7 protein-coding genes and 2 pseudogenes are annotated in these 11667 nt (G+C 53.5%); 3 read left to right on the top strand and 6 right to left on the bottom strand.

All coding sequences use genetic code 11. The features are described from left to right. Window positions 1–255 precede the first annotated feature (255 nt). Window positions 256–1530 carry an MFS transporter gene (locus HA51_RS09125; protein WP_084934222.1) on the bottom strand — a complete coding sequence of 425 codons (1275 nt, stop codon included), beginning with the start codon at window positions 1528–1530 and terminating at the stop codon, window positions 256–258. Further along, window positions 1527–2948 carry a M20 family metallopeptidase gene (locus tag HA51_RS09120; protein WP_084934221.1) on the bottom strand — a complete coding sequence of 474 codons (1422 nt, stop codon included), beginning with the start codon at window positions 2946–2948 and terminating at the stop codon, window positions 1527–1529. The genes HA51_RS09125 and HA51_RS09120 overlap by 4 nt, the downstream gene beginning before the upstream one ends. Window positions 2949–3096: 148 nt before the next feature. On the opposite strand from HA51_RS09120, the gene HA51_RS09115 reads away from it, so the two are divergent. Then, window positions 3097–4023: a LysR family transcriptional regulator gene (locus HA51_RS09115; RefSeq protein ID WP_084934220.1), complete on the top strand. Its 927-nt coding sequence runs from the start codon at window positions 3097–3099 to the stop codon at window positions 4021–4023. On the opposite strand, the gene HA51_RS09110 is transcribed toward HA51_RS09115, so the two are convergent. Then, complete coding sequence (locus tag HA51_RS09110; protein WP_084934219.1) at window positions 4024–5619, bottom strand: ABC transporter substrate-binding protein; 1596 nt, start codon at window positions 5617–5619, stop codon at window positions 4024–4026. 113 nt (window positions 5620–5732) lie between these two features. Between HA51_RS09110 and pepT the strand changes: the two genes are divergently transcribed. After that, window positions 5733–6959, top strand: a complete 1227-nt coding sequence (gene pepT, locus HA51_RS09105) for a peptidase T (RefSeq protein WP_084934218.1) — start codon at window positions 5733–5735, stop codon at window positions 6957–6959. Between the two features lie 105 nt (window positions 6960–7064). Here the strand turns inward: pepT and HA51_RS09100 are convergent, their stop codons facing one another. Beyond that, window positions 7065–7844 (bottom strand): transporter substrate-binding domain-containing protein, encoded by a 780-nt coding sequence (locus tag HA51_RS09100; RefSeq protein WP_084934217.1) that lies wholly within the window; start codon window positions 7842–7844, stop codon window positions 7065–7067. Between the two features lie 14 nt (window positions 7845–7858). Then, a pseudogene (locus HA51_RS09095) lies at window positions 7859–9024 on the bottom strand (methionine aminotransferase). 128 nt (window positions 9025–9152) lie between these two features. Between HA51_RS09095 and HA51_RS09090 the strand changes: the two are divergent. Continuing rightward, window positions 9153–10033 (top strand): annotated as a pseudogene (locus tag HA51_RS09090) (LysR substrate-binding domain-containing protein). On the opposite strand, the gene HA51_RS09085 reads toward HA51_RS09090, so the two are convergent. Further along, on the bottom strand, window positions 9991–11667 hold the full coding sequence (locus HA51_RS09085) for a methyl-accepting chemotaxis protein (RefSeq protein ID WP_084934216.1): 1677 nt from the start codon (window positions 11665–11667) through the stop codon (window positions 9991–9993). The pseudogene HA51_RS09090 and the gene HA51_RS09085 sit on opposite strands and share 43 nt — an antisense overlap.

Genomic DNA, 11667 nt, shown 5'->3' with positions numbered 1-11667 from the left:
GGAGATTAGCAAGCAGGCTGGGGCCGCTTAGGGGATGGCATTTCGCAGCGCTGAACAGAGTGAGTCTGCCAGGAGAGCCCGCAGGACGCGGGCGAAAGGTGGGGCTGGAACAGGGATGTTCCATCCCCACCGGTCCGTAAAGGCAGATGAATGGCGTGAAGGCACCGCGTCAGCGGCGCGAGGACCGCCAGCCCCTGAGCGGCACCAGACTGCGTTATCACCCTGTGCGCATTACGTCTTAAGCGCCCCCGGTGGTTAACTCACACGCTTCTGGCTGCGAATTAATGCCAGTCCGCTTAACACCGACATTGCCATCAAATAATAGCCCGGTGCCAGGCTGGTGCCGGTGGCGTTGATCAACAACGTACAGATCAACGGGGCAAAGCCACCAAATATCGTGACCGCCACGTTATAGCTGATCGCCATTCCACTGGCACGCGTACCTATCGGGAACAGATCGGCCATCACTGAAGGCACCGTCGAGAAGTAAATCGATTTTAGTAAGGCCATCCAGCACACCAGAATAATCAACGTGGTGGGCGTAGGGTGATTCACCACCAGGCTAAATGCCGGGTAGATGGTGACGATCAGCAAAATCAGCGAACCCCACATCAGTGGTACACGTCCAACGCGCTCCGCACACAGCCCCATAATCGGCGTAACCACCGTCAAGATCACACCCGCCAGCAAGGTCGCGGCAAAGGCAGTTGAGCTTGGTAAATGCAGGTTTTTGGTCGCATAAGTTGGAACATAATTCAGCATGTAGTTGACTGCTGTTGAGATGACCATCAGACCAATGGCCAGCAACATCAACTCTTTCTGGCGACCAAACAGGCGCTTAAGGGGTGCAGCTTCAGGTTGCTGTGCTTCGAAACTGGCAGGCTCATGCACGTGGCGGCGAATGTAAATCCCCAGAGGACCAATCAGCAGACCGAATGCAAAGGGAATACGCCAGCCCCATTCCTGAATCTGGCTCTCAGTAAGGATTTGCGTTAACCCCAAGCCAAACGCAGAGGCCATCAACGTGCTCGCACCTTGTGTGGCGAACTGCCAACTGGCGATAAAGGCTTTACGCTCAGGGAAATGTTCGACCAGAAATGCTGTCGAGCTACCAAACTCGCCACCGGCGGAGAAGCCCTGAATCAGACGAGCCAGCAGTACCAGTAACGGTGCAATCAACCCAATACTTTCGTAGCCAGGCATAAAAGTAATGATCGCCCCGCCCAGCATCATCAGATTGATAGATAACAACAACGCCTTTTTTCGGCCATGACGATCGGCATAATTACCCAACACAATGGCACCCAGCGGGCGAATTAAGAAAGAGACGCCGAAGCTGCCAAACGTCAACAGCATTGAAACGGATGCATCGCTGGTAGGGAAGAACACATGCGCAATGTAATTGGCAAAAAAGGCATAGACCGCGATGTCGAACCATTCCAACGCGTTGCCGATACAGGTCGCAAACAGGGTTTTATGTAGATTGGGTTTGCTGACGTTCAATGCGGCGGCGGTGTTGTAGCTGCTCATACCGCACCTCCCGCGTGTTGACGGTGTTTAGCGATCAACTCTTCACCCTGCTCACCCAGATCCCATAACAATCGGGTCATGATTTGCAGCCCTTCGCGCGCAATCGATTTCAGCATGTGCTCATTCACACCATGCTGACCGCATGCGGGATAAGAGTGTGGCACCCACAAAGTGGGGAGACCGAGAATGTCCGAGAACACCTCATTCGGCAATGAACCACCCAGATTCGGTAACAGTGCAGGTTTCTTGCCGCTGGTTTCGGCCATGCTCGACAGCACCCAATCCACCAGCGGATCGGTAGGATCCAGTCGGGTAGCCGGTGATCCCCGCATGAACTCCACTTTCACATAACCAAAGCCCTGCTGTGCAAGATGCTCGCTAACGTGATGCGCAAGGTTCTGCCAGTCAGTGCCGACAACAAAACGCAGCTGGCACACCGCCGTGGCTTCACCCGGAATGGCGTTCATAGGACGTGCGGGATTGCCCGTCAAAAACGACAACACTTCCAGCGTATTCCAACCATACAAGCGCTCAGTCGGTGTTAATGCAGGTTCGCCCCAGTTCGCATCGATATCAGGGTCGCCCGGCATGCCACCGACTTCGATATCACTGAGGATGTCACGCACCTGCTGAGTCAGGGAGTCAGGTTTCAGTGCCTCAACCTGCAACACGCCTTGTGCGCTAACCAGCGAGGCAATGGCATTCGCCAACTGTGTGCCCGGATTGGTCAGCAAGCCGCCCCAGTTACCGGAGTGATAGGCATTATCGCGGGCATTGACCGTCAGGCGGAAATTCACCGCACCGCGCGATCCAAGAAAGAGTGTGGGTCGAATCGCATTCAAACGCGGACCGTCAGAGGCGATGAACAAATCAGCCTGCAACAAATCACCATGCTGCTGGCAAAGCTGTGCCAGACCCGGTGAGCTGATCTCTTCACCCATCTCAAACAGCATTTTGCAGTTGAAACCGAGGCGTCCACCGCGCGCATGGAAAATATGCTCCAGCGCCGCCAGGTTGACGCAGTGCTGGCCTTTATTGTCCGCACTGCCGCGCGCGTACCAGCGATCACCCTCTTCCACTAACTGCCAGGGAGATAATCCTTCGCGCCAGTTTTCATCATCGCCAAAGACCACATCGCCATGGCCATAGCTGAGCAAGGTCGGCAATGATGGATCTTCAATACGCACGGCCACAAGGAAGGGACGATGCGCCGCTTCCGTATTCTCAATAAAATGCAGCGTAAAACCCAGTGCAATTAACTGGGGCCCAATCTCATCCTGTAAATAACGCTGCAATTCACTGTCGCGATCCTGCCGCTGGCTTTCGGTGCGCTGCGCCACGCGTCGCGCCAGTATCCGATGAAATTCCCCGCTATCAAACCAGGCTGTCGCCTGTTGTACCGCTTGTTGTGCTGTCATGTTTGCTTATCTTTTATTGGATTTTTAGTTCTGACATCTTTGCCGAAACACTGCTTTGCCACAATTATCAATTTATCGAGTATGATTTGCTTTTAAAGCAAAGCTTGATTGCCCATTTTCGAGGCATGCACCAGTTTGAGGCGCCCCAATGTTAAGCAATGAAATCCGCTATTTTCTCGCTGTCGCTAACAGTGGTTCGCTGAGCGCAGCAAGCGAGCAGCTGTTTGTTGCGGTATCAGCTATCAGTCGGCAAATTCAGCGACTGGAAGCGCAAGTCGGTGTGCCCCTGTTTGAGCGTCATGCACGCGGTATGGTGCTCAATGAGGCTGGGGAAATTTTCGCGCACCACGTGCGTAAAAACATGCTGGATATGGAGTATGCGCTGGCGGAAATTAAAGGCCTGAAAGCAGTGCGTCGCACGTTGATTCGCGTCGCCTGCACCGATGGCTTGGCCTTCACGCTGCTGCCGCGCATGATTGCAGAGTTTCGTGCAGAGAACCCTGGCGTGCTGTTTGATATCAAAGTGGCGAGTACGCAAGGCGTGGGCGAACTCTTACGCAGCGGTGAATGTGATGTCGCGCTCCAGTTTAGCTTGCATGCTGAACGGGGAGTGGATGTGCTCGGTTCCTGGCCTGCTCCGGTGCTGCTGGTCATGCATCAGTCACATCCACTGGCTGATGCACCGCAGGTGACATTGAGCGATATCAACCCCTACCCGCTCGCATTGCCGCAGCAAAACACCACGGTGCGGCAGCTCTTTGAGCTGGCCAGCCATATGAGCGGTAATCTGGTCGAGCCGGTGTTGACCTGCGATAACTTCTCAACGCTGTTTCACTTTCTATTGCGCACCCCTTTAGCGGTCACGATTTGTAGCGCTTTTACGGTATTGCAGGAAGCAGAAGCGCACGGACTCATTCTGCGCTCTGTCGCTATTGATCAATTAACTCAGCGCAATCTGCAGTTACAGGCGCAATCAGGGCGGCCCCGCAGTGCCGCCCTGAATGTGTTTCTTACGTTTATCTTGCAGCAGTTAACCGCGCTAGAAGAACCCTTACGTCAATATTGGAAACCCTGATCAGTTCTTGATATCCACCGGGTAGAAGATGTGTTTGCCAAAGGGATCAACCGTGTAGCCGCTGACCGTTTTACGGACCGGCTCGAATATTGTCGAATGGGCAATCATCACTGCTGGCATCTGGTCATGCATCATCTGCTGCGCTTGCAGGTACAGCGCGACACGCTTGTCATGGTTCTGCTCGGCTCGTGCTTCGGTGATAATTTTCTCAAACGGCTGATAGCACCATTTTGACGAGTTAGAGCCGCCGTTCGCCGAGGTGCAGCTAAAAAGCGGGCCAAAGAAGTTATCCGGATCGCCGGTCGCGGTCGTCCAGCCCATCAGTGCGGCCTGATGCTCGCCACCCTTCACGCGTTTGAGATACTCCCCCCACTCGTAACTCACGATGTTGGCTTTAATGCCGACCTGTGCCCAGTCCGCCTGAATCATCTCCGCCATACGTCGCGCATTCGGGTTGTAAGGGCGCTGAACCGGCATGGCCCACAGTGAGATTTCGGTGCCAGGTTTAATACCGGCTTCCTGTAACAGCGCTTTCGCTTTTTGCGGATCGTAATCGTAATCTTTCAGGTCTTTATCCGCACTCCACACGTCCGGTGGCAGAATATTTTTCGCCACGGTGCCGGTGCCTTTGAAGATGGCGTCGATAATCGCCTGTTTGTTGATGGCCATCGCCAGCGCCTGGCGGACTTTAACGTTATCCAGCGGGGCTTTGGTGGTATTGAATGACAGGAAACCCGTGTTGAGCCCGGATTTCTGCTCCAGGGTCAAATCCGGGTTACTGCGCATCTTGTCGAGATCGGCCGGGTTTGGGAACGGCATCACCTGACACTCATTTTTTTCCAGCTTGGCGTAACGCACCGAGGCATCAGGCGTGATGGAGAAGACGATGCGGTCCAGTTTCGCTTTGCCCTGCCAATAATCAGGGAAGGCTTTGTAGAGGATGCGAGAGTCTTTCTGATACTGCACCAACTCGAAAGGCCCGGTGCCAATCGGCTCCATGTCCACCTTCTCCGGCGTACCCGCTTTCAACATCTGATCGGCATATTCGGCAGAGTGAATTGACGCAAAATACCAGCCTAAGTCAGCCAGGAACGGGGCTTCGGCGTGCGCCAGGGTGATGCGTATCGTATTGTCATCAACCTTCTCAATATTCTTGATCAGCTTCGACAACTCTAAGCTATCAAAATTGGTGTAATTTCCGCCAGAGACCTTGTGGTAGGGGTTCTTAGGGTCCATTTGACGCATGAAGGAAAAAATCACGTCATCCGCATTCAAGTCACGTGAAGGTTTGAACTGCTTGTTGCTCTGAAACTTCACCCCCTTACGCAAATGGAAGGTGTAGATCGTGCCGTCTGGACTGATGTCCCAGCTCTCCGCAAGGCTGGGGATCAATTCGGTTGTACCGGGTTTGAAATCGACCAAACGGTTGAAAACGGGCACCGCACTGGCGTCTACGCTGGTGCCGGAAGTATAAAGTTGTGGGTTGAAGTTCTCCGGCGACCCTTCGGAACAATACACCAGCGTCTTCGCCGATACGCCGCCTGCCAGCGCTAAGCCCAGCGCGCTGAGTGTGAACTTCATCATCATCTTTTTCATTGTTAACCTCGTTTTTATTGACTTCCATGAGTCAGCATCGGTATTTATTGATAAATAACATGATTTATTAAGTGTGTGTAATCCACATCGCGCAAAGCTAATAAGGAATTGTGATGACAGACCAACTTGCTCGCCAACTGACCCAGCGCTTTTACCGTTATCTGGCGGTTTCCAGCCAAAGCGATGCCAAATCCACTACGCTGCCCAGCACCCCTTCACAACATGCCATGGCCGAACTTCTGGCGCAGGAACTGCTTGAATTAGGCCTGCAGGATATTGTGATCGATCAGCACGCTACGGTAACGGCAGTGAAGCCCGGCAATCGCCCTGAGGCGCCGCGCATTGGCTTTATCACCCACATTGACACCGTGGACGTCGGTCTGTCACCGGATATCCACCCGCAGACCTTGACCTTTGCTGGTGAAGATTTGTGCCTTAACCGCCAACAAGATATTTGGCTGCGTGTTGCAGAACACCCTGAAATCGTTCCCTATGTCGGTCAAGAGATCATCTTCAGCGATGGAACCAGCGTGCTCGGTGCCGATAACAAAGCGGCGGTGACCGTGGTGATGACATTAATGGAAAACCTAAAAGGCGATCACGGCGACATCGTGGTGGCGTTTGTACCGGATGAGGAGATTGGCCTGCGCGGTGCTAAAGCGCTCGATCTGGAAGCTCGCTTTAACGTGGATTTTGCCTGGACTATCGACTGCTGCGAACTGGGTGAGGTAGTTTACGAATGCTTTAACGGCGCATCTGCCGAGTTGGTGTTTACCGGCGTGCCTGCCCATCCGATGTCAGGCAAAGGTGTGCTGGTTAACCCGCTACTAATGGCGCATGATTTTATTTCGCGATTTGACCGCCTCGCCACCCCAGAACATACCGAAGGTCGTGAAGGGTATATTTGGTTCAACGATATCAACGCCAATGCCAGCCGTGCCGTATTGAAAGCGTCGATTCGCGATTTTGATTTAAAGGGCTTTGATGCGAAGAAACAACAGCTGCTTGAAGTCGCTGATGAGATTGCCGCGCTTTATCCCACCGGACATGTTGCGTTAACCATCAATGATACCTACAGCAACATCAGCAATGCGCTGGGCGAAGATCGTCGTGCGATCGATTTGATTTTTGCTGCACTGCAACAGGTTGGCGTAGAGCCGAAAGTCATCCCCATGCGTGGGGGTACAGATGGTGCCGCGTTGTCCGCAAAAGGATTGTTAACGCCGAATTTCTTTACCGGTGCGCACAATTTCCATTCACGCTTTGAGTTCTTGCCGGTTCCGTCATTTGTGAAGTCGTATCAGGTTGCGGAAGCGTTATGTTATCTGGCTGCTAAATAGGCCAAGTTAACGGAGAATAGCGGCGCCATTCATCATGCAATAAATGGCGCCGTTACGATGAGCGGTGGCTTTATTCCGCCACAGCCACATCAATGAGCGATGGTTTTATTTCGCCGCAGTCACATCAATACCTGGGAAGAATTTCGCCGCCAGCTTGGTGACCGTACCGTCGGTCTGCACTTTAGTGATAGCCGCATCCAGTTCGCCCTTCAGCTTGGCATCGCCCTTACGCAGGCCGAAACCGATACCGGAACCCAGGATGGTGTCATCTTCAACCGGTTTGCCCACGAAAGCGAAACCTTTGCCTTGTGGCTTATCCAGGAAGCCCGACTGACCGGCCGCTGACATCACCAGCGTACCGTCAAGACGGCCGGCGACCATGTCGTTATAAACCTGGTTCTGATCCTGATAAGACGTCACCGTCACACCCTGTGGTTCCCAGTGTTTCTTGGCATAGGTTTCCTGAATAGAACCCTGCAACACACCGATGTTTTTGCCTTTCAGTGATTCTGCGGTAGGCAGCAGTTTCTCGCCTTGTTTGACGATCAGCATCGTTGGGATGCGGTAGATAGGTTTGGTGAAATCGATGCTTTTGCCACGAGCTTCGGTGATGTTCATCGCCGAGTTAATCGCATCGAATTTTTTCGCCTGCAGTGCCGGAATCAGCGCATCAAAGCTGCTCTCCACCCACTTACAATCAAAATTGCCGACCTGGCAAATGGCTTTACCCAGCTCGATATCGAAACCTTCCAGCTCGCCCTGTGCGTTGCGGCTTTCAAACGGTGGATACTGTGATTCCAGACCGTAGCGCAAGGTCTCCTGCGCCAGCGCGTGCGCGGAGGTCAGCATGCCAAGAGCCACAAACAGTGCGTTAAGTTTTTTCATTATTCTTCCCCTAATTACCCTTTGACCCGGCACAGCGCTTCCGCGCCAGCCAGCAGTGTTGCATCGTCTTTCGCAAATGACAGGCGAATTAATTTATTGTCAGTGCCGTCCATATAGAACGCCGATAGCGGGATGGTTGCCACACCGTGATCGACGATGAGACGTTTTACCATTTCACTGTCGCTTTCGTCACTGAAATGTCCGTAACTGGCCAACATAAAGAAGGAACCGGCACTCGGCAGCAGTTTAAAAGGTGAATCCTGCATCAGTGCCAACAGACGGTCGCGTTTTTCCTGATAAAACGGGGACAACTGCAGGTAATTCTGGGGGTTCTGCAAATACTGTGCAAAGCCGACCTGCATCGGTGTGTCAGCGGCATACATCATGAATTGATGCACCTTCACAATTTCGTCCATCAAGGCCGCCGGTGCGAGCGCATAGCCAACACGCCAGCCGGTGACATGGAAGGTTTTACCGAATGAGGAGACCACCACGCTGCGCTGTGCCAGTTCAGGATGCGTCGCCATGCCGCAGTGAGTTCGTCCATCAAACAGAATGTGCTCATAGACTTCATCTGACAGCACCACAATATCGGTGTTGCGCGTCAGGGCCGCCAGTTGATCCAAGTCGGTTGGCGTCAGAACCTGTGCGCTCGGGTTGTGCGGCGTGTTAATAATGATCATGCGCGTGCGCGGCGTAATGCTGGCACGCAGTTCATCCCAGTTAATGGCGAAATCAGGCACCTGCAATTTCAGGCCAATCGGCGTCGCACCCTGTAAACGCACCACTGGCGCGTAACTGTCGAAGGCCGGTTCGAAGAAAATCACTTCATCGCCAGGATGCACCAGTGCAGAAATCGCCATATAAATGCCCTGGCTCGCGCTGCCCGTGATCAGCACTTCACTGCCCGCATCATATTGCTGACCGTACAGCGTCTGAACTTTCTCGGCCAGTGCCTCACGCAGTCCGGTAACCCCGTCATTGACGCATACTGGTTATGACCTTCGCGCATCGCTTTGCTGACTAATTCAACCAGAAGCGGAGCGCAGGGGAAGTTCGGCGCACCCTGTGACAAGTTGATGGCTTTGTGCTGCGCAGACAGCTGGCCGATGACGCTAAAAATGGTGGTGCCGACATCGGGCTGTTTGGAAGAGATGTTAACACTGCTGTTCAGGGTCATCGTTGCTCCGCAAGGTTGCATAACCACGTAAGTAAAGTAGATATCTATTCAACGACCTGTTGCTTGAGTCTACAAGCGAATTGTTGTCATAATAGCCATGACTAAAAATCATAGCTTGAGGTTCCCCCATGCCCCGCTCTGCTCTGCCGCTCAATGCCATTCATGCTTTTCTGGTCACTGCCCGTCATCTTAACCTGACGCATGCAGCCAGTGAGCTATGTATCACGCAAGGTGCCGTTAGCCGAAAAATTGCAACGCTGGAGAGCTGGCTGGGATTCTCGCTTTTTGAACGCCATGCGCGTGGCCTGCATCTCACCGAGCAAGGGGTAAACCTGTTACCCGAATTGCAGCAGGGTTATGCCATGCTGGTGAATGCCACCGAAAAGGCAAGCCGTAGTAATACATCCATTCGCCTGAAAGCACCCACTTGTGCCATGCGCTGGCTGGTTCCTCGCCTGGTGGCGTTGGAGCAACAACGGCCAGAGATCCACGTGGCGCTGACCACCACGCTAGACCATGCTTCGCAGCTGGAAAATTATGATGCGGCGATTGTATTTGGCGCCCCACCTGCAGGTTCGATCCATTTGTTTGATGAGCAGTTGACGCCTGTGTTGGGCAGTCACGTTTCACCGCCCACGCATATTCGTGACCTTGCAAAATTCACTTTTTTGCACCCCACCAACGATTCCCGCGACTGGCAGCTGTGGCTGAATGAGCAAGATGTGAGTTTGCCGATGGCGCGCAACCAGCACTTTGCCACCATGGATTTAGCGATCAGCGCAGCAATACAGGGTTTTGGTGTGACGGTGGCAGATGTCACGCTAGTCCAGAATGATTTGGCGACAGGCCGATTGATTGCCCCGTTTGCAGAGCACGTCGCAACCGGGGCCGCCTACAGCTTATTACAGCGGGGAAAACAGGATGCGCCACCGTCCTGCCGGAACTGGTGGCGTGGTTATGTCAGCCTCAGAATGAAACCCACTCGTCGGCGCTGGCGGGCTTAGGCTGAGCAGCAGGCGTGGCAGAAAGAACGGGGCGGCGCAACGCCGGCTTAACCGGTACAGCCACTGCCTGGCTCACCGGCGCACTCTCCGTTAAACGGAATTTGGCTACCGATGCCTGCAATTCCTCAGTTTGACGCTCAAGCGCACTGGCTGCAGCGGATACTTCTTCGACTAATGAAGCATTCTGCTGGGTGACGCTGTCCATTTCTGTCACGGCAGTGCCAACTTGTGAAATACCTTTGCTCTGTTCCTCTGACGCAGCGGCAATGTGCTTCATGATCTCATTCACATCCTGAACGGATTTAAGAATATGATTCATGGTACTGCCCGCGTTACTCACCAACGCAGAACCCTTGTCTACACGCTGAACCGAATCTTCTATCAGCGTAGCAATTTCTTTAGCCGCGCCTGCACTGCGTTGAGCGAGGTTGCGCACTTCGCTGGCGACAACGGCAAAACCACGCCCCTGTTCACCCGCGCGCGCTGCTTCTACCGCAGCATTCAGTGCCAGGATATTGGTCTGGAAGGCGATGCTGTTGATGACATTGGTGATCTCAGCAATTTTCTTCGAACTGCCAGAAATCCCCTGCATGGTTGTCACCACTTCACCCACCAGCTGGCCCCCTTGCTGCGCGGTGCTGGTGGCGGTTTCCGCAAGTACACTGGCCTGACGCGCATTATCGGCATTAAATTTCACCGTAGCCGTTAACTGTTCCATGCTCGCCGCCGTCTGCTCAAGCGCAGCAGCCTGCTCTTCGGTGCGTGAGGAAAGGTCATTATTGCCAGATGATATTTCTGCTGCACCGCGATAAATATTTTCTGTCCCGCTACGAATCGCGCTCACAGCATCACGTAGGCTGTCCTGCATGGCACGCAACAGCGGCACCAGTTTACCGACGCAGTTACGACCGAAATCTTCAATGGGTTGACTCAGGTCACCCTGGGCGATAACCGCAAAATAATTACGTACACGCTCCAGTGGCTTCACCAGCATCGCCACCAGATAGCGATCGGTGAACAGTAAAATCACCAAACCAAACGCGACCGCCACCAGAATAATCATTTTGGTCAGGTTAGTGAGTTTATCGACGTTGACGCGAGTCTCATCCAGTTTGCTTCCTGCCGCCTGGTTAAAGGCTTCTGCACTGCCACCAAAGGCACGGCTTAAAGCGGGCGTCACGTTGTTAGCCTGCGCGCGATAAGCCTCAAGCGTGCCCTGCTGTGCCAACGACACTTGGGGGGCAATGCCCTCGTCCAACAACTTTTGCCAGTTGGCAATCACGCTGTTGGCCGTCTCGCTATCCATTGGGCCTGGCGCCATCGCTTTAAATTGCGCTAACTGCGCTTTCATGTTGTCCAACGCCTGCTGCACCGGTGCGAAGGCATCAGCACTGACAACGGCGCCGCTTGCGCGCCCTTCCATCACGCGAGAGAGTCGCGTCACCACACGAAAATATTGATCATTCCCTTTACTCAGTACCGTCATTTGATTAACCAGTTGGCGGTCAATCTCATTCCCATCGCCGAGCGCATTGAGTGAGTGCACACTGAATAACCCAACACCACACCACAACAAGCAAAACAGCCCCAAAATGGTCAGCATAACGGCGCGAATAGTGAAGTTTTTTAAGATACCCAT

Origin of the sequence: Pantoea rwandensis (assembly GCF_002095475.1) — a bacterium.
Classification (GTDB): domain Bacteria; phylum Pseudomonadota; class Gammaproteobacteria; order Enterobacterales; family Enterobacteriaceae; genus Pantoea; species Pantoea rwandensis.
The sequence above is the reverse complement of the archived record's forward strand: the minus strand, read 5'-3'. Positions and strand labels throughout refer to the sequence as shown.

Bases quoted from the DNA above. Each gene is read 5' to 3' on its own strand.
- HA51_RS09125 (WP_084934222.1), bottom strand. From the start codon at position 1,530: ATGAGCAGCTACAACACCGCCGCCGCATTGAACGTCAGCAAACCCAAT.
- pepT (WP_084934218.1), top strand. From the start codon at position 5,733: ATGACAGACCAACTTGCTCGCCAACTGACCCAGCGCTTTTACCGTTAT.
- HA51_RS09115 (WP_084934220.1), top strand. From the start codon at position 3,097: ATGTTAAGCAATGAAATCCGCTATTTTCTCGCTGTCGCTAACAGTGGT.
- HA51_RS09100 (WP_084934217.1), bottom strand. From the start codon at position 7,844: ATGAAAAAACTTAACGCACTGTTTGTGGCTCTTGGCATGCTGACCTCC.
- HA51_RS09110 (WP_084934219.1), bottom strand. From the start codon at position 5,619: ATGAAAAAGATGATGATGAAGTTCACACTCAGCGCGCTGGGCTTAGCG.
- HA51_RS09120 (WP_084934221.1), bottom strand. From the start codon at position 2,948: ATGACAGCACAACAAGCGGTACAACAGGCGACAGCCTGGTTTGATAGC.
- HA51_RS09085 (WP_084934216.1), bottom strand. From the start codon at position 11,667: ATGGGTATCTTAAAAAACTTCACTATTCGCGCCGTTATGCTGACCATT.